The 25,697-nt window shown below is 70.2% G+C and carries 26 protein-coding genes; 5 read left to right on the top strand and 21 right to left on the bottom strand.

From position 1 onward, the window contains the following. Positions 1–28 precede the first annotated feature (28 nt). Positions 29–1,480, top strand: coding sequence for an MFS transporter (locus AB0F38_RS09985; RefSeq protein WP_361889516.1), 1,452 nt, complete (start codon positions 29–31; stop codon positions 1,478–1,480). A gap of 230 nt (positions 1,481–1,710) precedes the next feature. Here the strand turns inward: AB0F38_RS09985 and AB0F38_RS09980 are convergent, their stop codons facing one another. From AB0F38_RS09980 to AB0F38_RS09940, 9 genes are all read right to left on the bottom strand, one after another. Beyond that, a complete protein-coding gene (locus tag AB0F38_RS09980) occupies positions 1,711–2,751 on the bottom strand; it encodes a YihY/virulence factor BrkB family protein (RefSeq protein WP_361889513.1) in 1,041 nt (346 codons plus the stop codon). 166 nt (positions 2,752–2,917) lie between these two features. Beyond that, on the bottom strand, positions 2,918–3,583 hold the full coding sequence (locus AB0F38_RS09975) for a DUF3618 domain-containing protein (protein ID WP_361889510.1): 666 nt from the start codon (positions 3,581–3,583) through the stop codon (positions 2,918–2,920). Next, entirely contained in the window at positions 3,559–4,011 is a 453-nt protein-coding gene (locus AB0F38_RS09970; RefSeq protein WP_361889507.1) for a phage holin family protein, read from the bottom strand. The genes AB0F38_RS09975 and AB0F38_RS09970 overlap by 25 nt, the downstream gene beginning before the upstream one ends. 13 nt (positions 4,012–4,024) lie before the next feature. Further along, positions 4,025–4,759, bottom strand: a complete 735-nt coding sequence (locus AB0F38_RS09965) for a hypothetical protein (protein WP_361889504.1) — start codon at positions 4,757–4,759, stop codon at positions 4,025–4,027. A gap of 557 nt (positions 4,760–5,316) precedes the next feature. After that, positions 5,317–6,186: an amino acid ABC transporter permease gene (locus AB0F38_RS09960; protein ID WP_361889501.1), complete on the bottom strand. Its 870-nt coding sequence runs from the start codon at positions 6,184–6,186 to the stop codon at positions 5,317–5,319. Continuing rightward, positions 6,183–6,827 carry an amino acid ABC transporter permease gene (locus AB0F38_RS09955; protein ID WP_361889499.1) on the bottom strand — a complete coding sequence of 215 codons (645 nt, stop codon included), beginning with the start codon at positions 6,825–6,827 and terminating at the stop codon, positions 6,183–6,185. The genes AB0F38_RS09960 and AB0F38_RS09955 overlap by 4 nt, the downstream gene beginning before the upstream one ends. A 16-nt stretch (positions 6,828–6,843) precedes the next feature. Then, complete coding sequence (locus AB0F38_RS09950; RefSeq protein ID WP_361889496.1) at positions 6,844–7,758, bottom strand: glutamate ABC transporter substrate-binding protein; 915 nt, start codon at positions 7,756–7,758, stop codon at positions 6,844–6,846. Between the two features lie 11 nt (positions 7,759–7,769). Then, on the bottom strand, positions 7,770–8,513 hold the full coding sequence (locus tag AB0F38_RS09945) for an amino acid ABC transporter ATP-binding protein (RefSeq protein ID WP_361889493.1): 744 nt from the start codon (positions 8,511–8,513) through the stop codon (positions 7,770–7,772). A gap of 101 nt (positions 8,514–8,614) precedes the next feature. After that, the gene (locus AB0F38_RS09940) at positions 8,615–9,076 is read right to left on the bottom strand and encodes a DUF6278 family protein (RefSeq protein WP_361889490.1); all 462 of its coding nucleotides are present in this window, start codon (positions 9,074–9,076) and stop codon (positions 8,615–8,617) included. A gap of 99 nt (positions 9,077–9,175) precedes the next feature. Between AB0F38_RS09940 and AB0F38_RS09935 the strand changes: the two genes are divergently transcribed. Beyond that, positions 9,176–9,955, top strand: coding sequence for an SDR family oxidoreductase (locus AB0F38_RS09935; RefSeq protein WP_361889487.1), 780 nt, complete (start codon positions 9,176–9,178; stop codon positions 9,953–9,955). A gap of 207 nt (positions 9,956–10,162) precedes the next feature. Here the strand turns inward: AB0F38_RS09935 and AB0F38_RS09930 are convergent, their stop codons facing one another. From AB0F38_RS09930 to AB0F38_RS09915, 4 genes are all read right to left on the bottom strand, one after another. Next, on the bottom strand, positions 10,163–10,909 hold the full coding sequence (locus AB0F38_RS09930) for a Clp protease N-terminal domain-containing protein (protein ID WP_361889484.1): 747 nt from the start codon (positions 10,907–10,909) through the stop codon (positions 10,163–10,165). Positions 10,910–11,045: 136 nt separating this feature from the next. Next, positions 11,046–11,825: an exodeoxyribonuclease III gene (locus AB0F38_RS09925; RefSeq protein ID WP_361889481.1), complete on the bottom strand. Its 780-nt coding sequence runs from the start codon at positions 11,823–11,825 to the stop codon at positions 11,046–11,048. Between the two features lie 34 nt (positions 11,826–11,859). After that, complete coding sequence (locus AB0F38_RS09920; protein WP_361889478.1) at positions 11,860–12,513, bottom strand: MBL fold metallo-hydrolase; 654 nt, start codon at positions 12,511–12,513, stop codon at positions 11,860–11,862. Positions 12,514–12,559: 46 nt separating this feature from the next. Continuing rightward, positions 12,560–13,840, bottom strand: coding sequence for an alpha/beta fold hydrolase (locus tag AB0F38_RS09915; protein ID WP_361889476.1), 1,281 nt, complete (start codon positions 13,838–13,840; stop codon positions 12,560–12,562). A gap of 559 nt (positions 13,841–14,399) precedes the next feature. On the opposite strand from AB0F38_RS09915, the gene AB0F38_RS09910 reads away from it, so the two are divergent. Next, positions 14,400–14,963 (top strand): dihydrofolate reductase family protein, encoded by a 564-nt coding sequence (locus AB0F38_RS09910; RefSeq protein WP_361889473.1) that lies wholly within the window; start codon positions 14,400–14,402, stop codon positions 14,961–14,963. Positions 14,964–15,176: 213 nt separating this feature from the next. Here the strand turns inward: AB0F38_RS09910 and AB0F38_RS09905 are convergent, their stop codons facing one another. The 6 genes from AB0F38_RS09905 to AB0F38_RS09880 all read right to left on the bottom strand — a co-directional run bounded on the left by AB0F38_RS09905 (position 15,177) and on the right by AB0F38_RS09880 (position 21,126). After that, positions 15,177–15,818: a hypothetical protein gene (locus AB0F38_RS09905; protein ID WP_361889470.1), complete on the bottom strand. Its 642-nt coding sequence runs from the start codon at positions 15,816–15,818 to the stop codon at positions 15,177–15,179. A gap of 71 nt (positions 15,819–15,889) precedes the next feature. Further along, positions 15,890–17,056: an ROK family glucokinase gene (locus AB0F38_RS09900; RefSeq protein ID WP_361889467.1), complete on the bottom strand. Its 1,167-nt coding sequence runs from the start codon at positions 17,054–17,056 to the stop codon at positions 15,890–15,892. A gap of 130 nt (positions 17,057–17,186) precedes the next feature. Further along, the gene (locus AB0F38_RS09895) at positions 17,187–18,053 is read right to left on the bottom strand and encodes an ATP-binding cassette domain-containing protein (RefSeq protein ID WP_361889465.1); all 867 of its coding nucleotides are present in this window, start codon (positions 18,051–18,053) and stop codon (positions 17,187–17,189) included. After that, positions 18,050–19,099 carry an ABC transporter permease gene (locus AB0F38_RS09890; protein ID WP_361889462.1) on the bottom strand — a complete coding sequence of 350 codons (1,050 nt, stop codon included), beginning with the start codon at positions 19,097–19,099 and terminating at the stop codon, positions 18,050–18,052. Before AB0F38_RS09890 ends, AB0F38_RS09895 begins: the two co-directional genes overlap by 4 nt. After that, positions 19,096–20,079 (bottom strand): sugar ABC transporter substrate-binding protein, encoded by a 984-nt coding sequence (locus tag AB0F38_RS09885; protein ID WP_361889458.1) that lies wholly within the window; start codon positions 20,077–20,079, stop codon positions 19,096–19,098. The genes AB0F38_RS09890 and AB0F38_RS09885 overlap by 4 nt, the downstream gene beginning before the upstream one ends. Positions 20,080–20,364: 285 nt before the next feature. Then, complete coding sequence (locus tag AB0F38_RS09880; protein WP_361889455.1) at positions 20,365–21,126, bottom strand: GntR family transcriptional regulator; 762 nt, start codon at positions 21,124–21,126, stop codon at positions 20,365–20,367. A 93-nt stretch (positions 21,127–21,219) separates the two neighbouring features. Here AB0F38_RS09880 and AB0F38_RS09875 point away from each other — a divergent pair, with 93 nt between their 5' ends. Next, the gene (locus AB0F38_RS09875; RefSeq protein ID WP_361889452.1) at positions 21,220–22,224 is read left to right on the top strand and encodes a Gfo/Idh/MocA family oxidoreductase; all 1,005 of its coding nucleotides are present in this window, start codon (positions 21,220–21,222) and stop codon (positions 22,222–22,224) included. A 6-nt stretch (positions 22,225–22,230) separates the two neighbouring features. On the opposite strand, the gene AB0F38_RS09870 is transcribed toward AB0F38_RS09875, so the two are convergent. After that, entirely contained in the window at positions 22,231–23,427 is a 1,197-nt protein-coding gene (locus AB0F38_RS09870; protein ID WP_361889449.1) for a cytochrome P450, read from the bottom strand. A gap of 466 nt (positions 23,428–23,893) precedes the next feature. Continuing rightward, a complete protein-coding gene (locus AB0F38_RS09865; RefSeq protein WP_361889446.1) occupies positions 23,894–24,814 on the bottom strand; it encodes a DMT family transporter in 921 nt (306 codons plus the stop codon). Positions 24,815–25,034: 220 nt separating this feature from the next. On the opposite strand from AB0F38_RS09865, the gene AB0F38_RS09860 reads away from it, so the two are divergent. After that, on the top strand, positions 25,035–25,679 hold the full coding sequence (locus AB0F38_RS09860) for a TetR/AcrR family transcriptional regulator (protein ID WP_361889443.1): 645 nt from the start codon (positions 25,035–25,037) through the stop codon (positions 25,677–25,679). Positions 25,680–25,697: the final 18 nt, after the last annotated feature.

Genomic DNA, 25,697 nt, shown 5'->3' with positions numbered 1-25,697 from the left:
GCACCATCTGGTCCGAAGGGTTGGGGACATGCGCGGCAGAGCGACAGCCACGACGACGCTTGCGTTGGCGTGCGCGGCCCAGTTCATAGTTCTGTTCGACATCTCGGTGATCACCGTGGCGTTGCCGTCGATCCAGACGGATCTGGGTTTCGCCTCGGCGGACCTGCAGTGGGTCGTCAGTGGCTACGCGTTGGCCTTTGCCGGCCTGTTGCTGCTGGGCGGGAGGCTGGCCGACCTCTGCGGACACCGGCGGGTCTTCGTCGGCGGTCTGGCGGCGTTCACCGCCGCCAGTCTGGTCGGCGGTCTCGCGATCACCCCGGCGATGCTGATCACGGCGCGTGCCGCGCAGGGCGTCGCCGCGGCCGTGCTCGCCCCGCTCGCCCTGACCCTGCTCACCACCACGTTCCCCGAAGGTCCGCGGCGCACGAGGGCGTTGACGATCTGGACCGCGGTGAGCCTGGCCGGCGGCGCCTCGGGCAACCTCCTCGGCGGTGTGCTGACCGAGTACCTGACCTGGCGGTCGGTGCTGCTGGTCAACGTCCCGCTGGGGGTCCCCGCCATCCTGTTCGCCACCCGGGCTCTCGCCCGGCGCGCCACCCCCGTGCGACGGGTCCGGCTCGACGTGCCCGGCGCGGTGCTGGCCACGGCCGCGCTGACCCTGCTCACCCTCGGCATCGCCCAGGCCCACACGCACGCCTGGTCCGACTTCCAGACCGCTCTGCCCCTCCTCGGCGGTGCCGTCGCCCTCGCCGCCTTCGGGATCGTCGAGACGAGGCCGGCCTCGGAACCACTGATACCACCGCGGCTGTTCAAGCTGCCCGGAGTGGGCTGGGGCAACCTGGCGATGATGCTGGCCGGAGCGGGCTTCCACATACCGATGTGGTACTTCCTGACCCTGACCATGCAGGACGTGCTCCACTACAGCGCCGCGCAGACGGGGCTGGGGTTCCTGCCGCACACCGTGGTGATGCTGCTGGTCGGGTTGTTCCTGACGCCGAGGCTGATGCGGTACGTGCAGGCCCGGACCCTGATCGCCACCGGGGCTCTCATCGCCGCCGCGGGCTTCCTGTGGCAGGGCGGCATCACCCCGGACAGCGGCTACGTCACCGGCATATTCGGCCCGGCGGTGGTGATCTCGTTCGGCACCGGCCTGGTCAGCACCCCGCTGACCACCACCGTCACCACAGGCGTCGGGCCCGCCGAGGCCGGCGCCGCATCCGGACTGGTCAACACCACGCGGCAGTTCGGCGGAGCGTTCGGTCTCGCCGTGCTGCTCACCCTGACCTCCACGCACACCGCCGAGGCGCCTGCGGTGCTCGCGGACAGCTACGGAAGCGCGTTCCGTGGCATGGCCGTCATCATGGTCGCGCTCGCGGCACTCGCGTCCGTGCTGCCCGCCCAGCACCTCCTGACCCGGCGCGGTCGTCCGGCGAAGGCCGCTCCTCCGGCAGATCGGCGAGGTCCGCGGCCCGTCCGGTGAGTCGGCCTGAGCCGTACGGCGGTCCGCGGAGTCGCGCCGGGCTCCTCCTCGCGGCGCCGGTCGCATCACGTTGCAGCCGGTTCAGGCAAGGACGGCTGTGGACGGGGACACACACGTGCCGAACCTCAACGCGTCCTGCCCAGGCTGGGTATGTGACGGATGGCAGCCCTCCCGGTGAGGCCCCGGTATCGCCCTCTCCGGCGCGGCCGTGCCCTCGGCCCGCGATGCCGTCACCGGTCCCTGTCGCGTTCATCGTGTTGCGGTCCCTGGCCATTCCGTTCGCCACGTTCGGCGGTGGACGGGTCGGTGTGTCCGGCGGATCGGCGATCCTCATCCGTCCACTTCTGGGTGTCGCGTGGCTCGACGTAGGGTTCTTCGTCCGTCGGGTGGCCGCTCACGATGGCTCGTTCGCGCGCCATCTCCGCGTCGAACTCGAGGCCCAGGAGAATGGCCAGGTTCGTGATCCAAAGCCACACGAGGAAGATGATGACGCCGGCGAGAGTCCCGTATGTCTTGTTGTAGGAGCCGAAGTTCGCCACGTAGAACGCGAAACCGGCCGAGGCGGCCAGCCAGATCAGCAAGGCCAGCAGACTGCCCAGGGAGACGAACTTGAAGCCTCGGCCCTTGGCGTTCGGCGCGGCCCAGTAGAGGATCGCCAGCATGGTGGCCACCAGCACCACGAGCACGGGCCACTTGGCGATGGACCAGACGGTCATGGCGGTGTCGCCCACCCCCAGCGCCGTGCCGATCTGCCGGGCCAGTCCTCCTGTGAGTACGACGATCAGCGCACTGACACAGGCCAGGATCATCAGTACGAGCGTGAGCCCCACGCGCACCGGCAGAATCTTCCATACCGGGCGGCCCTCCGGCACGTCGTAGACGACGTTGGACGCGCGGATGAAGGCGGCGATGTATCCGGAGGCGGACCACAAGGCGCCCAGCAGACCGACGATGGCCAGCACCGTGCTGGTCCCGCCACTGGACTGCAGTTGCGTCACCGCGTTCGTGATGACGTCGCGGGCCGAGCCGGGTGCGAGCTTCTTGATGTTGTCCAGGACGGTCTGGGTGGCCGAGTCGCCGGCGATGCCGAGCAGGGCGACCAGCACCAGCAGAGCGGGGAACAGAGCAAGGATGCCGTAATAGGTCAGCCCTGCCGCCCTGTCGGTCAGCTCGTCCCGCTTGAACTCCTTCAGCGTACGTCTCAGCACCTGCGCCCACGAGCTCTTACTCACCTGCGTCGGCGACTGGGGTGGCTTGTTGGACCGGTTCATGCGGGTGTACCCCTGTTCGACGAGCTGCGGCGGTGGCCTGCCACACACAGCGTGGTCCCGTTCGGCCGAGGCGTCTCGGCGCGCGCGCCCGCCTCTGGCCGTGGAAGGGGGCGCTCCTGATGGGTGCCGTGCCCCCTCTCCTGGATGCGCGGCGGCTGTCAGCCGCTCAAGGGCGACCCGTTTCGCGTGCCTCCTGGGCTGCGCTCTGGCCGACCTCGCGCAGGCCGGTGGCAGCCTCCTGGCCGGATTCCTGAGCCTGCTGCTTGGTGGCTTCGGCGGCGTCCTGCGCGGTGCTCTTCACCGACTCCACGGCTTCCGTGGCCGGCTGGCGCATCCCCACCTTGAGGTCCTGTGCCGCTTCCTTGGCGGGCTGGAGCAGTTCGTCGGAGTGCTCGCGGAGCTGGGACCCGATCCGCTCTTCGGCCTCCGAGACCGATAGGAGTGCGGCGGCGAGCATTCCGGCGCCGAAGGCGATGACCCCGGCGGCGAGCGGGCTGCCTTGCGTCTGCCTGGTCACCTGCCCCGGGGCTTCCCGCACGGACTGGCTGACCTGATCGGCCGTGCGCCGGGCGGCGTCCCCGGCCTGACCGGTGGCATCACCCGCGGCCTGGGCGAGATCGTGTGCCTTCTGTCCGGGCTGTGTGCCTGGAGTGTGGTCTGCCGTTCCCATCACACGCTCCTTCAAGCCGGTCAGCCTGTGCTGCGCGGCGTCGGCCTTGCGCCGGGCTATCTTTCCCGGCGTCGCCTTGTCCGCGAGACGATCCACGTTGTGCGCCAGCCGCGCCCGGGTGTCTTCCACCTCGGTCTTCAGTTCGTCCGGGTCCGTGCCCATCGGGCATCCTCCTTCAATGTTTCCGCGGTCCGCTCCGGTTTGACCTGTACCGCGCGCATACGCTTGCGACCGATCACGAAGAGGACACCACCCACCAGTGCCCAGATGCCGGTCACGATGAGGGCGGCCCAGGCGAGGTCGACCAGGTGCGCGAATCCGAAGATCGCGGCCAGGCTGCCCAACAACAGCACCAGGTGACCGGCGTATCCGGAGCCGGCGAGCATCCCCGCCGCCTTGCCCGCCCTGGTCGCCTCCTGCTTGAGTTCGGCTTTCGCCAGTTCGATCTCGCTACGGACAAGGTGGGTGAGGTCGTCACTGATCTCGCCGACGAGTTCTCCGACGGAGGGGTCCGCCGGGGTGGCCCGGTGAGAACCGGACCAGGTGGCGTCCTGTGGGGCGGGGGCGTTCCGCGAAGAGGAAATGGCCACTGTTCAGCCCCCCTTATGGCTGTTGCGGGTCAGAGTTCGGATACGGGTCCGTGACCGGAAGGGGCCCGGACAGCGAGACCGAGCCGCCGTACGACGGGGTGGGCGGCGCCTGTTCGTAGGAGTCTGCGGGCTCCGTCGCGCCGCGTGTCCGACCGTCCGTGACAGCGGCGGGCCAAGCGCTTTCACCGGCTCCCACCGCCGAGTGGTCGCTACGGTCGGCCTCGGTGCCGGAAGCCGGCCCGTTGCTCGCGGACTTCATGCCTTTACCGAGACGAGCCGTCGCGAAACCGGCCAGGGCGGCACCCGCGAGGAAAGTGCCCGGGCGTCGGCGCGCAAAGTCCTGCAGGTCGCTGAGGAGTCCTTGCGGACCCCGGTCCTCCAGCTTTGCCGCCATGTCGTGGCCGCGATGGGATATCTGCCTGACCGCGTTCGTGGCCGGGGAATTCTCCTTCCCTCTGTCTCCCATGTCACCCAGCTCGTCAGCCAGTTGGCGGACGTTCTGAGCCAGGCGCTGCGTCTGGGTCCGCGCTTGGTCCTGTAGCTGATCGCGAAGCTCACCCACGACGTCCCGGGCCCGGGCCGAGGCTTCGTCCGCCACGTCGCCCGCACGTTCCCTGGCGGTGCCGGCGACATCGGTCGCCTTCTCACCCACCAGTCCGACGCCTTCTCCGGCTTTGTCCTGCGCCGTCTGCTTCACGGCTGCCGCTGTCTTGTCATCCGGACGGTTCGCACCGCTGAAGTCACTCAACGTTCCTCCTCGGTCATCCTGCGCGGGGTGGGGGACGTGCCCCTCTGCCCATAGCGGGCGCATCACTCTCCATCATGACAATCCATGCCAGATCTGCCACATGGCCGTTTGCGCCGCTCAAGGGTCCGGGCCGAGCGGTCGATGTGGCTTCGTCGAGGTCCCCCTCCACCTTCACCCGCACCGGGCATCCGGCTGAAAGCGGTGGCGCGGTCCGCCCGGGCCGACGGTCGGCGGCACCCTTGCGCTGCCTGGTGCCGGGCCACCCGCCCCAGCGAGAGCGGCGCCCGGCCTCGGCAGACTGGCCGGCAACGCCCCCCATACGTTTCGTGGGCGGGCACCGGGCCGGTCGTCCTCCGTCGGCCTGGAGCCGTACTCCATCGCCCACGGCGTCCCGACCGGTCACCGGCTCGCCCCGGTGACCGGCATGCGGTCACCGCTGCGTCGATCTCCCTCCGACCGGCGAACAGCTGACCTTCTCCGCGCGAGGAACGGACCCGGGACACGTCCCGGTACCGCCGCGTGAGGAGTGATCACCGGCTGCTGCCGGGCGGTCTCGGCTACTGCCTGCCCGGCAGCACCGTTCCTGGTTCCGCGGGGGCGACGCCCACCGCTTCCGTCTTCGGGTTGCGCCGCTGCCGTCTGGCCATCCAGGTCGCGAACCACGAGAGCAGCATGCACATCCCGATGTAGATGGGTGAGATCACCATGACCACCGGGATGAACGGCAGATCGTAGTCGAGGTTCGACGCGATGAGCTTGCCCGCGTGGAGGAATTCCTCGTAGGTGATCAGATAGCCCAGCGAGGTGTCCTTCAGGGCCACCACGAGCTGGCTGATGATGGTGGGCAGCATCGCACGGACGGCCTGCGGGGCGAGGACGTGGGTGGTGACCTGCGTCTTGCGCATGCCCAGGGCGTACGCCGCCTCCCGCTGGCCCCGTTCCACGGAGACGATTCCGGTACGGAAGACCTCGGCGAGCACGGAACCGTTGTAGAGGGTGAGCCCGGCCACCAGCGCGGGCAGCGGCTGCACCTTGAGCGCGACGAAGATGAAGAAGATCATCACCAGCACGGGCATGGCCCGGAAGAACTCGACCAGCAGCGTCGCGGTCCAGCGCACCGGCCGGTGGACGGAGAGGCGACCGACGGCGAGCACCGCCCCGAGTGCGAGGGAGAGCACCGCGGCGTACGCGAAGGCCTTCAGGGTGTTGCCCAGCCCGCGGAGCAGCAGCTCCTGGATGCCCTTGTAGGTGAAGGGATTCCACTTCGCGGCGGTGAACTGGTCCGTGTCGAAGAGCAGGTAGAGGATCCAGCCGAGCAGCGCGACGATCGCGATCGTCGAGACGACCCCGTACAGGAAGTGCCTCTTGCGGGTCGCCGGCCCCGGAATGTCGTAGAGCGCGGTGGCCGAGGCGGTGGAGTGGGTCATCGGGCGACTCCCCAGCGCTTCTCCATCACGTTGAAGAGCGCACTGATGGACAGGGTGATGATCAGGTATCCGAGGGCGATCCAGACGAAGGACCAGATGATGCTGTAGCCCAGTTCGTTGAGGGTCTTGTAGGTGCCGAGCAGCTCGGTGACGCTGAACGCCCCGGCGATCGCGGAGTTCTTGGCGAGCGCGATGAGCGTCGATCCGACCGGCGGGATCACCGAGCGGAAGGCCTGCGGCAGCACGACGCTGTTCAGCGTCTGGCCGAAGGACATCCCGAGGCTGCGGGACGCCTCGCCCTGTCCCGTGGACACGGTGTTGATGCCGGAGCGCAGGGCCTCGCAGATGAAGGCCGAGGTGTAGCAGCCGAGGGCGAGGACCGCGAAGACCTCGAAGGGCAGCACCAGGCCGAAGCGCGGCAGCCCGAGGAGGACGGCGAAGAACAGCAGGGTCAGCGGGGTGTTGCGGAGCACCGCCACCCACACCGTGCCGATCACCCGGAGCGAGCCGACGGGCGCGACCCGGAAGGACGCCATGAGGAAGCCGAGCAGCAGCGCCAGGACCGAGGCGTAGACGGTGAGCTCCACGGTGCCGAGGAAGCCCTTGCCGTAGAGCGAGAAGTTCTCTGTCAGTACATCCATGGTGGTGGGCCGCCCCTCAGTTCGCCGGGTAGCGGTCGATGGGCGGGGGCGTCGGCGCGGGAACCCCGGACAGGCCGAGCGTGGCCTCGAACGCCTTCTTCCAGTTGCCGTTCTTCTCGTTCGCCTCCAGGGCGTCGTCGAGAGCGAAGCGCAGCGCGTTGTCACCGCGCGGGACGCCGATACCGTAGGGCTCCTCGGAGAAGGTCTTGCCGACGACCTTCATCTCGTCCGGCGCCTTGGCCGCGAAGCCCAGGAGGATGGCGTCGTCCGTGGTGACGGCGTCGACCTGGAAGGTCAGCAGGTTGTCGACACAGATCGAGTACGTGTCGTAGGCGACGAGGTCCGCCTCGGGGTGGTCGGCGGCGATCCGCTGGTACGGCGTGGATCCGGCGGCGGAACAGACGGTCTTGCCCGCCAGGTCCTGCGGCCCGCTGATGTCGTTCTCGTCGGTGCGCACGAGCAGTCCCTGCCCGGCCATGTAGTAGGGCCCGGCGAAGCCGACGAGCTTCTTGCGCATGTCGTTGATCGTGTACGTGCCGACGTAGTAGTCGATCTGCCCGTTCTGGAGGGCCGTCTCGCGGTTGGCGGAGGCGATGGTCCGGAAGCTGATCGTGCCGGGCTCGAAGCCGAGCGCGGCCGCCATCATCCGGGCGATCTCGATGTCGAAGCCGGAGTAGACGCCGGTGGCCGGGTCCTTCTCGCCGAGATAGGGCTGGTCCTCCTTGGCACCGACCACGAGGTGACCGCGCTTCCTGGCCTTCACCCAGGTCTTCGACTCGGGCAGCTGGAAGCTCGTGTCGACCGTGTACTGAGGCAGCGCCCCGGCCTTGGGTCCCTTGACCGGCGGGCTGCCCTCCTTGCCGCAGCCGGCGGCGAGCACGGCCAGCAGGAGGCCGGCGAGCACGGCCGCGATGTTCCTCGTACGCAACATGGGGCCCCCTGTCAGTGCTTGAGGATCTTGGACAGGAAGTCCTTGGCGCGGTCGCTCTCCGGGGCGGTGAAGAACTGCTCCGGTGTGCGGTCCTCGATGATGCATCCCTCGGACATGAACACCACGCGGTTGGCGGCGGACCGGGCGAACCCCATCTCGTGCGTGACGACGACCATGGTCATGCCCTCGCGGGCGAGCTGCTGCATGACCTCGAGCACCTCGTTGATCATCTCCGGGTCGAGCGCCGAGGTGGGCTCGTCGAAGAGGAGGGCCTTGGGGTCCATCGCCAGCGCGCGGGCGATGGCCACGCGCTGCTGCTGGCCGCCGGAGAGCTGGGCGGGGAGCTTGTCGGCCTGCGAGGCGAGCCCGACCCGCTCCAGCAGTTCCCGGGAGCGCCGGTCCGCCTCGTCCTTCTTCCGCTTGCGGACCTTGATCTGGGCGAGCGAGACGTTCGCCAGGACGGTCTTGTGCGCGAAGAGGTTGAACGACTGGAAGACCATGCCGACTTCGGCCCGGAGCTGCGCGAGCCCCTTCCCCTCCTCGGGGAGGGGTTTCCCGTCGATCGCGATGTAGCCCGACTCGATCGTCTCGAGTCTGTTGATCGCCCGGCAGAGCGTTGACTTGCCCGATCCCGAGGGGCCGATGACCACCACCACCTCCCCGCGGCCGACGGTGAGATTGATGTTCTGCAGTACGTGCAACGTCCCGAAGTGCTTGTTGACGTCCCGCAGCTCGATCAACGGATCGACGGCCATACGCTGCCCTACCCACTTATCGCTGTGTCGAGGTCAGCGCAAACTATCCAGGCCCGCCGCGCACTTCGGGGCCGACACGCACCGACAGCGCATAAGGCTGTTTATCGCGTTTTGGGTTCTGGCCCGCTCTCGGCCGACTCCGCGTACATCTCCGAGAGCTCGGGGCTGCCCGACACGGCCCAGTCCAGACCCGCCCCGACGACGTCGATCTCCCGGCCCGAGGCCAGGCGCACCACGGGCTTCCCGCCGGCCAGGATGTCCCAGGCGGCGCCGGGGACGGTCCGCACGAGGACGGTGCCGAGGTAGAGGCCCGCGTCGTTGCCCAGCCAGGGCAGCTCCTCGGGATCGTCGCGCCACAACGGCGGGAGCTGGTCGAGCGCGGACAACGAGGCCGGGCTGTCGTCGAGTTCGAGGCCGTACTGCCCTGCCCGGGCACGCAGCAGTTCGCATTCCGCGAGCAGCTCGGCCACACCGTCCGGATCGGTCTTGACGGCGACCGCGAGAGCCACTCCCCGCGTACCGCCCTGGCGCTTGCGCCAGTTGTCCAAGAAGGAGATGTTCATACCACCAGGATCCCACTCCGGACGTCCTTGGCGCCGCAGGGCGCGCGACGCGCCGGATCCGGGACGAGTGCCGCAATCGCGCCTGTCTAGGCTGTGCGGATGACGTCGCAGAACTATCTTTCCGAACTCTTCTCGCTGGACGGCCGGGTCGCCGTGGTGACCGGCGGCAGCTCCGGCATCGGCCGGGGCATCACCGGGGCGCTCGCGCGTGCGGGCGCGCGCGTCGTCGTCGTGGCGCGCCGGGAGGCGGAGCTGACCCGCACCGTCGCCGAACTGACGGCGGAGGGCTGCCGGGCAGCCTGGGTGAGCGCCGATCTGGGGACCACGGAGGGCGTGCGTACGGCCGGCGACAAGGCGGTGGCCGCGTTCGGCGAGCCCGACATCCTCGTCAACTGCGCGGGGATCAACCTCCGGCCGCCGATGGGCGAGCTGGACGAGGACGTGTGGGACACCACGATGACGGTGAACCTCAAGGCGCCCTATCTGCTGGGCCGGCGCTTCGGGCCCGGCATGGCCGAGCGCGGGTACGGGCGGATCATCCACATCACCTCGCAGCAGGCACACCGGGCGTTCGTGCAGAGCGGGGCGTACGGGGTCTCCAAGGGTGCGCTGGAGTCACTGGCCCGCTCCCAGGCCGAGGCCTGGTCCCCGCGGGGTGTCACCTGCAACACCCTGGTGCCGGGCTTCGTGATGACGCCGCTCAACGAGCAGCTGTCGTCCGACCCGGAGCGGGTGGCGGCGCTCGCCGCTCGCACGATGGTAGGGCGCAACGGGCTGGCCGAGGACTTCGCCGGAGCCGCGGTGTTCCTGGCGAGCGCCGCCTCGGCGTACGTCACCGGACAGTCGATCTTCGTCGACGGCGGGTTCTCCGTGCACTGAGCGGTGCGGAAACGCGTGATGCCGCCCCGGTGAGGGGGCGGCATCCGCACGTGTGGGCGCCCGAGATCGATGTCGGCGGCGGAGACAAGATGCTACCGCTACACCACGGTCCGGCCTGGGCCGGACCTCCAGGATTCGAACCTGGCCCCTCTTCTTCGCAGAAAGAAGTATCCGTCGCCTGCGCACCGGGCGCTCGACGCACTCACCCTAGCTCTCGGCGGCGGGAGCCGCCGCTTCCTTTTCCGCGGCGGCACCGGCGACGGCGGCCGACGCGGCCTCCTTGTCGATGCCGAGCCCGGCGAGCACGCCCGTGCCACCCTCGTGCTCCAGCAGGGCCAGCAGGATGTGCTCCGTGCCGACGAAGCCGTCCCCCAGCCGCAGCGCTTCCCGGAAGGTGAGCTCCAGGACCTTGCGCGCTCCCGCGTCGTACGGGATCAGCTCGGGCACGGTGTCTGCCGCGGCAGGCAGGGCGAGCACCGCCGCCTCGCGCACGGCGGCGTGCGATACGCCCTGCCCCGCGATCACGTGCGCGGCGAGGGCGTCAGGTTCCCCCAGGAGCCCGAGGACCAGGTGCTCGACGCGCACCTCGTCGTTGCGGGCCGCGTGCGCCTCGTTGTGAGCACCCATCACGACGTTCCGGGCCTGCTCCGTGAACCGACCGAATCCCTGACTCGGGTCGAGGTCCGCGGTCTCCTCCGGCTTCTTGGCAACGAACCTCTTCTGGGCTGCCTGCCGGGTGACACCCATGCTCCTGCCGATGTCCGTCCACGAGGCGCCCGAGCGCCGCGCCTGGTCCACGAAGTGGCCGATGAGGTGGTCGGCGATCTCACCGAGATGATCCGCCGCGACGACGGCACCGGTGAGCTGCTCCAGAGCGTCGGTGTGGGTCTTCTTGATCGCGTCGATCAGGTCGTCGAGGCGAATGGGAGGGTTGGGCCCGAGCGGCTTCGTCATGAGGCAACCTTAGGTTGACACCCACCGATCGTCAACCCTCAGTTGACAGTGGGTGGGACTGGCCACCCGGGTGCCGGGCCGTCGAGGAGCACGGCACGCACCCGCTGGACGCCGCGGGGCCGCCGAGGCCGGCCGGTCAGAGGTCGAGGTCCACGACCACCGGGGCGTGGTCGGACGCGCCCTTGCCCTTGCGCTCCTCACGGTCGACGTAACTGTCCTTGACCGCGGCCGTGAACGGGGCGTTGCCGTAGACCAGGTCGATGCGCATGCCCCTGTTCTTCGGGAAGCGCAGCTCGCGGTAGTCCCAGAAGGTGTACGGGCGGTCGTACTTGAGCGGGCGCGGCATCACGTCCGACAGACCCTCCGCGCGCAGCGTGGCGAGCGCGGCGCGCTCGGCGGGGGTGACGTGGGTGGCCCCCTCGAAGAGCGCCGGGTCCCACACGTCCTCGTCGGTCGGCGCGACGTTGAAATCACCCAGGACCGCGAACGGCAGTGCACCCGCGGCGTCAGCGGCCACGGCCTTCTGCAGCGCCTCGAACCACCGCAGCTTGTACGCGTAGTGGTCATGCGCGACCTCGCGGCCGTTGGGGACGTAGACCGACCACACGCGGACCGGTCCGCAGGTCGCCGAGATCGCCCTCGGCTCCTGCACTCCCTCGTAGTCCGGGCCGTCGGGCAGGCCCGTCACGACGTCCGCGAGGCCGACGCGGGAGAGCAGCGCGACGCCGTTCCACCGGCCCGTGGCGTTGACCGCGGACTCGTAACCCAGCTCACGCAGCGCGTCGGTGGGGAACTGCTCCAGCGTGCATTTCGTCTCCTGGACGCACAGCACGTCCGTGCCGGTGCTCTCCAGCCAGGCCAGCAGCCTCGGGAGCCGGGCGGTGATGGAATTGACGTTCCAGGTGGCGATGCGCATGCAGTAAACCTAGCCGCTCCCACTGACAGCCGTGTCAGAGACGGGTCGCGTCGCCCGGTGCGAGCCGGCCGTGGTCCGTTCCGCCCAGGGCGCCGATCTGACGGTCGTAGATCGGCCGGGCGAGATCGGTGAGCAGCGCGTCGTGGACGTCGATCGCACGCCGCGGCGCGACCTCGCGCACGTAGTCGATGACCTCGGAGATCTTGTTCCAGGGAGCCATCACGGGCAGCATCAGCGTGTCCACCGCCCGGCCGGGCACCGTGAGCGCGTCGCCCGGGTGGAAGACCGAACCGTCCACCAGGAAGCCGATGTTGGTGATCCGCGGAATGTCCGGGTGGATCACCGCGTGCAGCTCGCCGTGCACCTGTACGTCGAACCCGGCGGCGGAGAACGTGTCGCCGTGGCCGACGGTGTGGACGCGCCCGGGGAACGCCGCGGAGAGCTTCCCGGCCACACTCCGCAGGGTCCACACCTGCGCGGCCGGGTTGGACTCCAGACCGGCGCGCAGCCGCGCCTCGTCGAAGTGGTCCGGATGTTCGTGCGTCACCAGAATCACGTCGGCACCGACCGCGGCGTCCTCCTCGGAGAATCCGCCGGGGTCGATGACGAGCGACTGCCCGTCGCGCTCCAGACGGATGCAGGAGTGCGTCTTCTTCGTGAGCGTGAGGGTGCTGGGCGGTGTGTTCATGCCCACCATCCTGCTACGCGGGCGGGTGCTCGTGCCCGCCGTCCTGCTACGCGGGCGGGGTGGTCTCCTCCTGGATCACGGACTGCGCGATGCCGAACGCGGCACTCGCTGCCGGGATGCCGCAGTAGACGGCCGTCTGCAGCAGCACTTCCTTGATCTCGGTGGGGGTGAGCCCGTTGCGCAGCGCGGCCCTGACGTGCTGGGCGAGGCTCCCCAGGTGCCCGGAGCTGACGACCGCGGTGAGGGTGACGCAGCTGCGGGTCCTGCGGTCGAGACCCTCCCTGGTCCAGATCTCGCCCCAGGCGTAGCGGGTGACGAGCTCCTGGAAGTCGTCGGTGAAGTCGTCGGACGCGGCCGTCGCGGCGTCCACGTGGGCATTGCCCAGTACTTCGCGCCGGACCTTCATCCCGCTGTCGTAGCGGTCCCCACGGCCGGCGGGAATCGCTTCGGGCACCACGGCGGCGGCGATCTCCCCCACCGGCACCACGGGCACGAAGGAGGCCGTGCTGCCCGGGGCGATCGGTACCGGGATCGAGCCGAGGGTGTCCTGCCAGCCCGTGGAGAAGTGCGTGAGGAGCAGGTCGGTGACGGCACCGGGCTGCTCGACGGGGGCCAGGTGGGAGGCACCGGGGACCAGGGCGAGCCGGGCGTCCGGGATGCCGGCGACAAGGGTGCGGGCCTCGGCGGGACCGGTGACCTTGTCCTCGGCACCGACCAGGACGAGGGTCGGGACGCCGATCCGGGGGAGCTCCGTACGGATGTCGAAGGCGGCCAGGGCCTCGCACGCGGCGATGTAGCAGCCGGGGTCCGTCGTGCGCACCATCTGGACGGCCCACTCGACGATGGCAGGCTGGGCGGCGGCGAAGCCGGGGGTGAACCAGCGTTCCGGGGAGGTGCGGGCGATCGGCTCCAGGCCGTTGGTACGGACGATCACCCCGCGCTGCCGGAACTCGTCGGCGGTGCCGAAGCGGGGCGAAGCGGCCACCAGTGCGAGGGAGGCCACCCGGTGCGGATGGCGCAGCGCGAGATCGGCGCCGACGGCGCCGCCGATGGAGCAACCCGCGTAACCGAAGCGGTGGACGCCGACGCTGTCCAGCGTGGCGAGCAGGCGGTCGGCGAGATCACTGACGGCGACGGCCGGGTGGGCGGGGGCTCCGCCGTGCCCGGGCAGGTCGTACCGGAAGATCCGCCAGTGCTGGGAGAGCTCGGGTATCTGGCGGTCCCACATGTGCCATGTGGTACCCAGGGACGGCCCGATCACCAGGACCGGAGCGTCTTCTGGCCCGTCAAAGCGGTATTGCATGGTGTTCGGTGGTGTCTCGGTCACCCGGAAAACCCTCTCATCTGTCACGAGATGTCACATCGCCGGGGTGGACCCAGCCAGTCTCGGCTCACACGCGTGACACCGAGCCGGCCCGACCCTTCTGCCTCGAACACGGCCATGCACAAGCGCCCAGTCCCTCCACTCTCCCACGTGCTCTTCAGCAAGGTTTTGGAGGCGGACACTTCCTGGCCTCTCCCGAACTCGGTCCAGGGTAATCCGGCGTCAGTCCCTGCCTCTCGGTCTGACGGGCGGGCGGTGAGGTATCCGAAGCGTCAAACGAGCGGCGCAGTGGCGGAGTCAGCTCCAAGACACGCTGCGCACGGTCACCTCCCCAGGCGGCAGGGAGGGCGAATGCGCCGACACCCGAAGTGACACCGGCTCGATTCCGACAGTCCCAGGTCAGCATCGGTGTGGTGTTCCACCCTCGCACATCGATGGCGAGTGAGGTCTTCTCAACGAGATGATCTCGTGAGGTGACTCGACCCAGTGATTCTCGCGTCGCGTTGAGTCCTGCGGCATCCGGCGGTCGTACTGTCGAAACCGCTACCGAGGAGGACTTCTGATGCGCAGCGTGACGTATTCGATGGGCGTCTCACTGGACGGCTACGTCGTCGGGCCGGACGGCGGCTTCGACTGGACGCCGCCCGACGAGGAGGTACATCGCTTCGCTACCGACGAGGTGCGAGAGGCCGGTGTCCACCTGTTGGGACGACGGCTGTACGAGACGATGCTCTACTGGGAGACCGTCGACCAGAATCCATCGCTCGGCTTCTCAACGCTCGAGTTCGCCGCGGTCTGGAATGCGCTCCCCAAGGTGGTGTTCTCCACCACGCTGTCGGCGGTGCAGGGCAATGCCCGCCTGGCCTCCGGCGGCCTGGCGGAGGAGATCGAGCGATTGCGAGCCGAGCCGGGGGACGGCGACATCGCGATCGGCGGTGCGACTCTCGCCGCCGAGGCGGCCGCGTCGGGTCTGATCGACGAGTACCGGGCCAGGGTTTACCCGGTGCTGGTCGGCGGCGGCATTCCGTTCTTCCCCCAGCACGAGCGCCGGGTCGATCTCGAACTGGTCGGGACCCGCACCTTCGGCTCAGGAGTCGTCCACCTCCGCTACCGCGTGGCGCGTTAGCCGACCGGTCCGCCGAACCCTGGCAAGAACGGCGGAGCTTCTCTCTCATGAGGACAGATTGATGCTGGACATCGACGACGCTCCTGTGCTGGCCCAGAACTTCCTGGCCGGGTGGAGCTGCTGGACCGGATCGCCCTGACCGGGGTGGAGGGCCGGGCGGGCTGCGGGGTCGTCTCGCTCGCGCAGGGTGGTGAGTCACCCGTCCGCTCCCCGTCAGGGGGTCGCCGCGGACACCACGTAGACGACGGGGGCTGCCGGGTCGGTCATGTTGACGGTGATGTCCTGCGTGGGGCGCGGGTCCTTGTTGCGGTGGGTCGTTCCCGCCCAGTCGACACCGGGTCCGAAGAACCATCCGGTGATCCTGGTGTCCCGTTCGCCGATGGTGACCTTGCCGGTCTCCAGCGCGGCGCGGCCGGTTCCCACACCGCTCAGGAAGCGGTCGAGACCGGCGGAGGTCGTACGGAACTTCACGTACATCCTGCTGGCTTTCCAGTTGTTGGTCTCGTAGTACTGGACGCCGACGGCGTTCCCGGGGATCGGCAGTTCGAAGATCCTGCGCTGCATTCCGGACGGCCAGTCCTCGCGCAGCCCCTGGGCCGCCGCCTCGGCCTCCTTGTCCTGGCCGGAGCGGCGGCTCTGCCCGGCGGAGATCACCAGGTAGCCGGCCGGGATGCCGATGAGCAGCACGATGATGGTGAGGGTGATCAGCCGCCGACGGATCATCCGGCGCCGGTCCTTCGGAGGCATCGCGCCGCCGTCCCCGGGGGAACCCGGGGAACCGGGAGAGCCGGGAGAGCCGGGAGAACCTGAGGAAGGCGTCTGGCCCGGCACGACGTGGTGCTCGGCTGCGGTCATGGTCGGTGATCCCTCGGAGCTGCGGGGCGGAGTGCTGATGGCGATTGCCGGGTGCCGCGGCGCGGCTGCGGTCAGTCGGTGGCGCGGGTGCCGCGCGTGTTGCGGATGGTGCTCGTGGCCTGGTCGTAGAACTGCGCGTAACGCTCGTACCGCTCGACACGCCTCCGGTTGGTCCGCCGGAACCTGCGGGCGACCAGACGGGCCAGGTCCGCGGCGCCGACCATACCCGCCTCAGGTCCGAGCTGGGCCTTCGCGATCCGGGCCTCCGGGCGGTAGCCGCGGCCGGTGAGGTGGCGCTTGAAGGCGTCCCTGGCCGGGCCGATCAGCAGATCGTCGGCAGCGCTCACGCCGCCGCCGATGACGAAGCAGGAGGGGTCGAGCGCGGCGGCCAGATTGGCGATGCCCACACCGAGCCACTGACCGATGTCCTGGAGGAGTTCGACGCACATCGCGTCACCCTCGCGGGCGAGCTCGGTGATGAGCGGGCCGGAGATGTCGGCGATGTTCCCCTTCACGCGGTCCAGCAGAAAATGCGCCACCGGGGAGTCCGCCGCGGCCAGCTCCCTGGCCTCGCGCACCAGGGCGTTGCCCGAGCTGTACTGCTCCCAGCAGCCGCGGTTCCCGCAGGGGCAGCGGTGCCCGCCGGGCACCACCTGCATGTGGCCGAACTCACCCGCGACGCCGTACTTGCCGCGCTTGACGTGCCCGTCCTCCAGGATCGCGCCCCCGATCCCGGTGCCCAGCGTGATCATGACCAGGTGGTCCTCGCCGCGGCCGGCGCCGAAGCGCCATTCCGCCCAGGCCGCCGTGTTGGCGTCGTTGTCGACCATGACGGGGACGACGAGGCGGGAGGCGATGGCGTCCCGGAGGGGTTCGTCGCGCCAGGCGAGGTGCGGGGCGAAGAGCACCTTGGAGCGGTCCGCGTCGACCCAGCCCGCCGCACCGATACCGACGGCGTGCACGTCGTGCCGGTCGGAGAGGTCCAGGACCAGCTCGACGATGGTGTCCTCGACGACCTTGGGGCTCTTGGACTTGTCCGGCGTCTCCGTGCGCAGGGTCTCCAGGATGTTGCCGTCGGCGTCGACGACTCCGGCCATCACCTTGGTACCGCCGATGTCGATCCCGACGGTGGGGACCCGGGGCGCGGTGAGGTGTGAGCGCCGCTCCCTGGTCCCGACGGTCCGCAGAACGGTGGCGCGGGCGGAGCCGCGGTGTGTGAAGTCGCGGTACGTGCTCATCGTCCCTGCGCAGGTCGGGGGGCCGGCGGTCACTCCTCCGGCGGCGAACGGTGCCCGCCGCCCCCGATTCTGCCATTCCCGGGCCCCCGGAACCGGTGGACGGCCCAGGGGCGGGGAAGATCAGGGGGGACTACGGGGTGTCCTCGCCGGCCGGACGACCGCCGAGGTGGTCCGGAGCGGGGGCCCGCTCCAGCTCGTGGCTGAGCTCGTCCAGCTCGCTGCCACCTGCCATCTGCCGGGTCAGTTCGTCCAGCGTGACGCCGTCCTTGGTGTGGCTGCCGGACATCACGCCGCGCTTGAGCAGGACGAACCGGTCGCCGACGAGGTAGGCGTGGTGGGGGTTGTGCGTGATGAGGACCACGCCGAGCCCGGCGTCGCGGGCGGCCGCGACGTACTTGAGGACGACGCCGGACTGCTTGACGCCGAGCGCCGCGGTGGGCTCGTCCAGGACGAGGACCTTGGCCCCGAAGTACACGGCGCGGGCGATCGCCACGCACTGGCGCTCCCCGCCGGACAGAGTGCCGATCGGCTGGTCGACGTCCCGGAGGTCGATGCCCATGCGCAGCAGTTCCGTGCGGGTCGTCTCGCGCATCAGCTGAACGTCGAGGCGCTTGAACGGGCCGGTGCCCTTCGTCGGCTCGGAGCCGAGGAAGAAGTTGCGCCAGACCGGCATCAGCGGGACGACGGCCAGGTCCTGGTAGACGGTGGCGATGCCCCGGTCCAGGGCGTCGCGCGGGTTGGCGAGCGTGGTCGGCGCGCCCTCGATCAGGAAGGACCCGGAGTCGTGCCGGTGCAGCCCCGAGATGATCTTGATGAGGGTGGACTTGCCCGCGCCGTTGTCCCCGAGGACGCAGGAGATCTCTCCCGCGTGGACCTCCAGGGAGACGTCCTCCAGGGCCTTGATGTTGCCGTAGTACTTGCTGACGTGGTCGAGCTCGACGAGCGCCGGGCGGGCCGTGTCGGTGTCCCGGGGGCCCGGAGCCTGGGGGGCCGTCATGTCGTCGCCTCCGCGCGCTTGCGTACCCATGCGTTGAGCAGGGTGGCCAGGAGCAGCATGGCTCCCAGGAAGAACTTGAACCAGTCGGGGTTCCACTCCGCGTACACGATGCCCTTGCTGGTCATGCCGAAGATGATCGCGCCGACCGCGGAGCCGATCGCGGAGCCGTAGCCGCCGGTGATCAGGCAGCCGCCGATGACGGCCGCGATGATGTACGTCAGTTCGTTGCCGACGCCCTCGCCGGACTGCACCACGTCGTAGGAGAACAGCAGATGCTGTCCGGAGACCCAGGCGGCGAAGGCGACCCCGAGGTAGAGCCCGATCTTCGTACGGATCACCGGGACGCCGACCGCGCGGGCCGCGCCGGACTCGCCGCCGACGGCGAAGATCCAGTTGCCGAAGCGGGTGCGGAGCAGGATCCAGGTGCAGACGGCGACGAGCGCCACCCACCAGAGGATGGTGACCTTCAGCTCGACGCCGCCGACGGTGAGGTAGGAGGCGAAGACCTTGCGGGCGGACTCGAAGCCCTCCATGTCGCCGATGGCCTTGGTCGAGACGGTGCCGCTGATCAGCTTGGTGAAGCCGAGGTTCAGACCGGTCAGCATCAGGAACGTGCCGAGCGTGATGATGAAGCTCGGCAGTCCCGTGCGGGTCAGCATGAAGCCGTTGAACGCGCCGAAGCCCAGGGTGACCAGCAGCGACACGAGGACGCCGACCCAGACGTTCGCCGTCATCTGGTAGCTGAACATCGAGGAGATCAGCGCGGCGCTGGTCACCATCACACCGGCCGAGAGGTCGAACTCCCCGCCGATCATCAGGAGCGCCACCGGCGCCGCCATGATCCCGATGGTGGAGGCCGCGTAGAGCACCGTGCCGAAGCTGGACGACTGCAGGAAGCTGTCCGCGACGATCGCGAAGAAGAGGAAGACGGCCACCGCCCCGACGATCGAGCCGAGCTCGGGGCGGCCGAGCAGCTTGCGCAGCGGCGAGGTGCGCAGCAGCCGTTCGTCGGTTCCCGTTGCCGGCGACTGCCCGGTGGCCGTCATCGGGTCCCCCGCTTGGTGTACTCGGCGAGCTCGTCGGCGTCCTGTGCGGTGATGATCTGCGGGCCGGTCAGGACGGGCAGGCCGCCGCCGAGGGCGTTCCGGTTGTAGCGGTGGAGCCAGAGCAGGTCGACGGCCTCGTAACCCTGGAGGTAGGGCTGCTGGTCGACGGCGAATCCGAGCGTCTTGTTCGAGAGGCCGGTGGCGACGCTCGCGTTGAGGTCGAAGGTGTCGATCTCGGCCTTGCTCCCCGCGGTCTGCTTCGCCTTCACGGCCGCGGCGGCGAACGGGGCCCCGAGGGTGACGACCGCGTCGATGCTCCGGTCGGAGTCGAGCTTCGCCTCGATGGAGGCCTGGACGTCGGGCATGTTGGTGCCGTCGACGTACAGGTTCTGCATCGTGCCGTCGAAGGTCTTCTTCGCCCCGGCGCAGCGCTGCTCGTGGCCGACGTTGCCCTGCTCGTGCAGGACGCACAGCGCCTTCTTGCGGCCCCGCTCGTCGAGCTCGTCGCCGACGGCCTCGCCGGCGATGGTCTCGTCCTGACCGATGTGGGTGAGCGCGCCGAAGGCCTTGGACTCGGCCGAGCCGGAGTTCACCGTGATCACGGGGATGCCGGCCTGGACCGCCTTGGCGACGACGGCCTTCATCGAGTCGGGCTTGGCCAGCGAGACGATCAGGCCGTCGACCTTCTTGTCGATCGCCGTCTGGACGAGCTCGGCCTGCTGCTGGCCCTCGTCGCTGTGCGAGTAGAGGAAATTGATGTTGTCCTTGACGGCCGCGTGCTCGGCGCCCTTCTGGACGATGTCCCAGAAGGTGTCACCGTCACCGGAGTGGGTGACCATGGCGAACGTCCAGCGGGGCGTGTTCACCGCGGACCGGCCCTCTGCGGCCTCCTTGGCCGCGCGCTCCTCCGCCCGCTTGCCGCCGGTGCTGCTGCATCCCATGAGGGAGACCCCCAGCACCGCCGCCAGCACGGCGCCCATCGCACGTACCCCTGTCCGAACCCTTGCCACGACGCCGTGCCCTTCTTGTGCTGCTCACTGTGCTGCCTGGTGGAGCCGGGGCAGCGGACTCGCGGCCCGGCCGCCCAAGTATCCCCGAGCCCGTCCCGGGACAGCCCGGCAGGGGCGTGACGGTGATCCGGCGGCCGTACCCCTTCCGTCGCCCCGCCGCGGGATTGCGGCTGTGGGAGTTCTAGCGGCCTTACATGACCCCGTCAACACGTGGACCGTACATTCCAGCGCGTCACCGGTACGGGGGCGGAGCCCTCAGGGACGCGCCAGCAGCTGGAACTCGAACGCGTACCGCGAGGCCCGGTAGACGTGGGAGCCGAATTCCACCGCCCGGCCGCCGTCGTCGAAAGTGGTCCGCTCCATCGTCAGCAGCGGGGCTCCCGCGGGCTCGGCGAGCAGCGCCCCCTCCTCGGCCGTGGCGGCCCGCGCGCCGACGGACTGACGGGCGCTGTGCAGGGTGATGCCCGAGGAACGCATCATCCGGTACAGCCCGGTCGACTCCAGCCGCTCGGTGCCGAGATCGAGCAGCTGCGGGGGAAGGTGGTTGCGCAGGAGCGCCATGGGCTCGTCGTGGGCGTACCGGAGCCGTTCGACGAGGTGGACCTCGCTGCCCTCCGCGACCCCGAGCGCCGCGGCGATGCCGGCCGTCGCCGGCTCGACGGTGTTGCGCAGGACGCGGGTCGCGGGGCGGCGGCCGGCCGCCTCCAGGTCGTCGTAGAGGCTGCTCAGTTCGAGCGGCCGCTTGATTCGGCTGTGCACGACCTGGGTGCCGACCCCCCGGCGGCGCACCATCAGGCCCTTGTCGACGAGCGACTGGATGGCCTGCCGGACGGTGGGCCGGGACAGTCCGAGGCGCGCGGCGAGCTCCAGCTCGTTGCCGAGGAGACTGCCAGGTGCGAGGAGGCCCTGCTCGATGGCCGTCTCCAGCTGACGGGCCAGCTGGTAGTAGAGCGGGACGGGACTGGTGCGGTCCACGCCCAGCCCCAGGGCGGCGGAGTCGGCGGTGGGTTTGGGCACGGCACGGAGCGTACCCCGTCGGCTCGCTCCCGCACCCTCGAATTGTCAGGACATATAGTTGACAGCGCAGCCGGTGGGCGGCACGTTGAGTCCATGCGCATCGGACTCATCGGCACCGGCCGGATCGGTTCCTTCCACGCGGACGTCCTGGCACGCCATCCCGAGGTCGGCGCCCTGGTGGTGACGGACCCCGACGCGGCCCGTGCCGCGCAGGTCGCGGAGCGGACCGGTGCCACGACCGCCGCGTCCGCGGCCGAGGTCCTCGCCCGCGGGGTGGACGCGGTCGTCATCGCGTCTGCCACCGCGGCGCACGCGGAGCTCATCGGCAGGGCGGCGCGGGCGGGTCTGCCCGCGTTCTGCGAGAAGCCGATCGCGCTGGACCTGCCGGGGACGCTGGGCGCCCTGCTCGAGGTGGACCGCGCGGGCAGCGTGCTCCAGCTCGGATTCATGCGTCGGTTCGACGCCGGGTACGCCGCGGCGCGCGCCGCCGTGCGGAGCGGCGCTCTCGGCCGGCTGCACACCGTACGGGCGGTGACCTCCGACCCCGCTCCCCCGCCCGCGGCCTATCTGCCGCTCTCCGGCGGGCTGTTCCGGGACTGTCTGGTGCACGACTTCGACATCCTGCGCTGGGTGACGGGCCGCGAGGTGACGGAGGTGTACGCCACCGGGTCGGACGCCGGTCCCCCGATCTTCCGCGCCGCGGGCGACGTGGACACGGCGGCTGCCCTGCTGACCCTGGACGACGGCACGCTCGCCACCGCCACGGCCACCCGGTGCAACGGGGCCGGATACGACGTGCGCATGGAGCTGGCGGGAGAGCGGGACCAGATCGCGGTCGGACTCGACGACCGTACGCCGCTGACCTCGGCGGAACCACAGGGTCCGCCCGTCCCGGACGAGCCGTGGCCCGGGTTCCTGGAGCGGTTCGCCCCCGCATACGAGGCGGAACTGGACGCCTTCGTCCGTGTCGTACGCGGGGAGGCGGCCAACCCCTGCGACGGCCGGGAGGCGCTGCACGCGCTGCGGATCGCCGAGGCGTGCGAACTCTCGCGCACGGAGCGCCGGCCCGTACGGATGTCGGAGATCCCCGGGATCTGACCGGGGTTACCAGGTCACCGGCAGCTGCTGCGGACCTCGTATCAACATGCCCGTGCGCCACGGGAGGCTGTCCGGGTCCGCGTCGAGCCGCAGCCCGGGGCAGCGTGCCAGCAGCGATCCGATGGCGATCCGGGCCTCGATACGGGCCAGTGGTGCGCCCAGGCAGTAGTGGATGCCATGACCGAAGGCGATGTGCCCGCGGGCGTCCCGGGTGATGTCGAAGCGGTCGGCGTCCGGGAAACGGGCGGGGTCGCGGTTGCAGTCGGCCATCGCGATCAGCACGAGCTCGCCGCCCCCGGGGATCACCGTGCCGGCGACGTCGAGCGGTTCGGTGGTGAAGCGGTACGTCGGGGTCTCGATCGGCCCCTCGTAGCGGAGCGTCTCCTCGACGGCGTTGTCGATCAGGCCTGCGTCGGCGCGCAGCGCTTCGAGCTGGGCGGGGTGCGTCAGCAGGCCGAGGACGCCGTTGGTGATGAGGTTGACCGTGGTCTCATGGCCCGCGACGAGCAACAGCCATGCCATGCCCGTGAGTTCGTCGGGGGCGAGCCGGTCGCCGTCTTCGTCCGCCGTGTGGATCAGCGCGCTCATCAGGTCGCTCCCGGGGGCGGTGCGCTTCTCCTCCAGCAGTTCCTCCAGATACCCGCCCATGGCGGCGGTGGCCCGGACGCGCGCCTCGGGATCGACGGAGGACACCGCGGTGTTGGACCAGGCGCGGAAGGCCTGCCGGTCCAGGGACGGCACGCCCAGCAGCTCGCAGATGACGGCCATCGGCAGCGGGAACGACAGCGCCTCGACCAGGTCGGCTCCCCGGCCGGGTCCGGCCAGCATGGTGTCGAGCAGCTCGTCCGTCATCTCCTGGATGCGCGGGGCGAGCTGCTCCATCCGCCGCAGGGTGAACTCCCGGCTCACCAGCTTCCGCAGCCGGGTGTGGTCGGGGGCGTCCGAGCCGAGCATCGACTTGCCCGCCGACACCTTGCTCACCCCTAACGAGGGCGACGCCCGCTGCCAGTCCTTGGCCAGGCGCTGGTCGGCGAGGAGCGCGCGGCCCGCGTCGTATCCGACGACGAGCCAGGCATCGGTGCCCTCCGGGACCCGGACCCGGTGGACCGGCCCGCGGGCCCGGAGTTCCGCGTAGACGGGGTAGGGATCGCGGGTGAAGTCGTCTCCGAGCGCGGCGAGGTCGACGGTCGCTTCGGTGGTCAACGTGGTTCCCTTCGGTCGGCTGTACGGACGGATCCACGTGCTGGTGTGTCGGGTCCGGTGGCCGCAGGTGCGCCGGCCCCGTCCGCGGCGGACGAGCAGACGCGCTCAAGGCTCACCGGCCGTACCGGCCCCAGGTCTGCCGAACCGCTGGTCCACGAGGGCCTCCTCGTAGCCGGCTCCGACCCACACAGCCTAGGACAACTGGGCCTGCCGAAAGGTGTGTTCGCGTGCGCGGGCGGGTCGGGCGGAACGAGGCCGGGCGGAGGGACGAGCGGGCCGACGGCAGGGCGCGTCGCGCTTTCCTCGTGTCCTCTCCCTGCTCACGAAGGCGCCGGAGTCGGCGAGGACGACGCCGTCCGGGGTGGTGGGGTCGGCGTCGATCGCGGCGGGGGCGAGCAACCCGAAGACGGCGGCACACAGGAGGGCCGCGAGCCGGCACCCGCGGTGATGATCTCGGCGGACGCGATCAGGACCGGGCCTCCACGCTCCGGCGCCCCCACGCGGTGCCCGCCAGGACGAGGACCGCTCCCAGCACACCGGGGACGCCGAGGCGCTCTCCGCCGATCGAGATGCCGACTGCGGCGGCCCAGAGGGGTTCCGTACCGAGCAGCAGACCGACCCGGGACGGCGAGGTGCGGCGCACCGACCACATCTGCACGAAGAAGGCGAAGAGCGTGCAGAAGACGGAGAGGAAGACCAGCCCCGCCCACTCGGCCGCGCCGAAACCGGCCGCCACCGTCCAGGGTGCCGGGCCGGTTCCGGGAACGGCCGCGAGCACGGCGAAGACCGCCACCGCGCTGCCGAGCTGCACGGTGGTCAGGGACAGCGAGTCCGCCTCCCGGACCGACCTGACGCGCGCCATCGCCAGGACGTGGACGGTGCGGGCGAGGGCGGCGAGCAGCATCAGCAGGTCGCCCGCCGAGGGGCTCGTGAAGCCGCCGCCCTGGGTCAGCAGCACCACGCCGGTGACGGAGAGCCCGGCGGCGGCGAGGAAGGTCCGGGGCGGCCGGGCCCGGGTCACGGCGGCCTCGGCGAGCGGGGTGAAGATCATCGTGAGGCTGATGATGAGCCCGGCGTTGGTCGCCGAGGTGTGGACGACTCCGTACGTCTCCAGCAGGAAGATCCCGCTGAGCACGAGCCCCAGCAGTCCGGCGCCCCGCCACTGCGCCGCGCCCAGCGCCCGCAGCCTGCGCCACCCGGCCACGGCCAGGACGGGCAGCACGATCGCGAAGCGCAGCACGAGGACGGCGATCACGGTGTGCGTGGTGGTGATGCCCTTGGCCGCGAGATAGCTGGCGCCCCAGACGGCGGCGACGAGCAGGACGGGCAGGTCCGTGACCCATGCACGGCGGGACGGCGTGAGAGCGGGCAGCGCGACAGAGGACACCTGGTTCTCCTGGTTCTCCACGGGAAACGATGTGGAGACCTCTCCGGCTCACACGGGGAGCGGCCACCGTACCGAACGGACACCCCTGGCGGGAACCTCTGTCCGAGGGGTGGTCCGGCCGTCCCCTCCCAGGGGGTGTCCCGTCCCGAAGCGGTCTCCCGGCGGTGACCGGTTCTCCTAGAATGTCGGTCTTGGACGCTCGGACACACGGAGTTGGCACATGGGTGGAGCGCGGCCGGACGGACGGGTCGAGCGGGGGAACCAGACCAGGCAGCTGGTCCTGGGGCGCGCGGTCCAGGTCGCTTCGACGGAGGGGCTGGAGGGTCTGTCGCTCGGCCGGCTCGCCGCGGAACTGAAGCTGAGCAAGAGCGGCGTCTTCGCGCTCTTCGGCTCCAAGGAGGAGTTGCAGCTCGCCACCGTCCGTGCGGCCGTGAGTGTCTTCGTCGAGCATGTGCTCACCCCGACCAGGGCCGCGGAGCCGGGGGTCGGCCGCGTCTGGCGGATGTGCGAGAGCTGGCTCTCGTACTCGCAGCGCAGGGTGTTCCGCGGCGGCTGCTTCTTCTACGCGACCATCGCGGAGTTCGACTCACGGGCGGGCAAGGTGCATGACGCACTGGCGTCCACGCAGACCGGCTGGGTGACGTTCGTGGAGGAGACCATCGAGCAGGCCAGGGTGCGCGGCGAGCTCGCCGCGGACACGGATGTCTCCCAGCTGGCCTTCGAACTGATCGCGTTCATGGAGCTGGCCAACGCGGAGTCCGTTCTGCACAACAACAACCCCGGCTACACGAAGGCGGCGCGGGCGATCCTGGGCCGGCTGCGCGCGGCCGGGACGGGCGCGGCGCTGCTGCCCGCGGCGCCCTGAGCACCTGAACGACCGACG

Origin of the sequence: Streptomyces sp. NPDC025273 (assembly GCF_040638585.1) — a bacterium.
Taxonomy (GTDB): Bacteria; Actinomycetota; Actinomycetes; order Streptomycetales; family Streptomycetaceae; genus Streptomyces; species Streptomyces cinereorectus.
This window is presented reverse-complemented; position numbering and strand designations above follow the sequence as displayed.

Bases quoted from the DNA above. Each gene is read 5' to 3' on its own strand.
- AB0F38_RS09910 (WP_361889473.1), top strand. From the start codon at position 14,400: ATGCGCAGCGTGACGTATTCGATGGGCGTCTCACTGGACGGCTACGTC.
- AB0F38_RS09950 (WP_361889496.1), bottom strand. From the start codon at position 7,758: ATGTTGCGTACGAGGAACATCGCGGCCGTGCTCGCCGGCCTCCTGCTG.
- AB0F38_RS09940 (WP_361889490.1), bottom strand. From the start codon at position 9,076: ATGAACATCTCCTTCTTGGACAACTGGCGCAAGCGCCAGGGCGGTACG.
- AB0F38_RS09875 (WP_361889452.1), top strand. From the start codon at position 21,220: ATGCGCATCGGACTCATCGGCACCGGCCGGATCGGTTCCTTCCACGCG.
- AB0F38_RS09960 (WP_361889501.1), bottom strand. From the start codon at position 6,186: ATGACCCACTCCACCGCCTCGGCCACCGCGCTCTACGACATTCCGGGG.
- AB0F38_RS09905 (WP_361889470.1), bottom strand. From the start codon at position 15,818: ATGACCGCAGCCGAGCACCACGTCGTGCCGGGCCAGACGCCTTCCTCA.
- AB0F38_RS09935 (WP_361889487.1), top strand. From the start codon at position 9,176: ATGACGTCGCAGAACTATCTTTCCGAACTCTTCTCGCTGGACGGCCGG.
- AB0F38_RS09945 (WP_361889493.1), bottom strand. From the start codon at position 8,513: ATGGCCGTCGATCCGTTGATCGAGCTGCGGGACGTCAACAAGCACTTC.
- AB0F38_RS09985 (WP_361889516.1), top strand. From the start codon at position 29: ATGCGCGGCAGAGCGACAGCCACGACGACGCTTGCGTTGGCGTGCGCG.
- AB0F38_RS09885 (WP_361889458.1), bottom strand. From the start codon at position 20,079: ATGGGCGCCGTGCTGGCGGCGGTGCTGGGGGTCTCCCTCATGGGATGC.
- AB0F38_RS09925 (WP_361889481.1), bottom strand. From the start codon at position 11,825: ATGCGCATCGCCACCTGGAACGTCAATTCCATCACCGCCCGGCTCCCG.
- AB0F38_RS09955 (WP_361889499.1), bottom strand. From the start codon at position 6,827: ATGGATGTACTGACAGAGAACTTCTCGCTCTACGGCAAGGGCTTCCTC.
- AB0F38_RS09920 (WP_361889478.1), bottom strand. From the start codon at position 12,513: ATGAACACACCGCCCAGCACCCTCACGCTCACGAAGAAGACGCACTCC.
- AB0F38_RS09975 (WP_361889510.1), bottom strand. From the start codon at position 3,583: ATGGGCACGGACCCGGACGAACTGAAGACCGAGGTGGAAGACACCCGG.
- AB0F38_RS09980 (WP_361889513.1), bottom strand. From the start codon at position 2,751: ATGAACCGGTCCAACAAGCCACCCCAGTCGCCGACGCAGGTGAGTAAG.
- AB0F38_RS09895 (WP_361889465.1), bottom strand. From the start codon at position 18,053: ATGACGGCCCCCCAGGCTCCGGGCCCCCGGGACACCGACACGGCCCGC.
- AB0F38_RS09900 (WP_361889467.1), bottom strand. From the start codon at position 17,056: ATGAGCACGTACCGCGACTTCACACACCGCGGCTCCGCCCGCGCCACC.
- AB0F38_RS09930 (WP_361889484.1), bottom strand. From the start codon at position 10,909: ATGACGAAGCCGCTCGGGCCCAACCCTCCCATTCGCCTCGACGACCTG.
- AB0F38_RS09890 (WP_361889462.1), bottom strand. From the start codon at position 19,099: ATGACGGCCACCGGGCAGTCGCCGGCAACGGGAACCGACGAACGGCTG.
- AB0F38_RS09860 (WP_361889443.1), top strand. From the start codon at position 25,035: ATGGGTGGAGCGCGGCCGGACGGACGGGTCGAGCGGGGGAACCAGACC.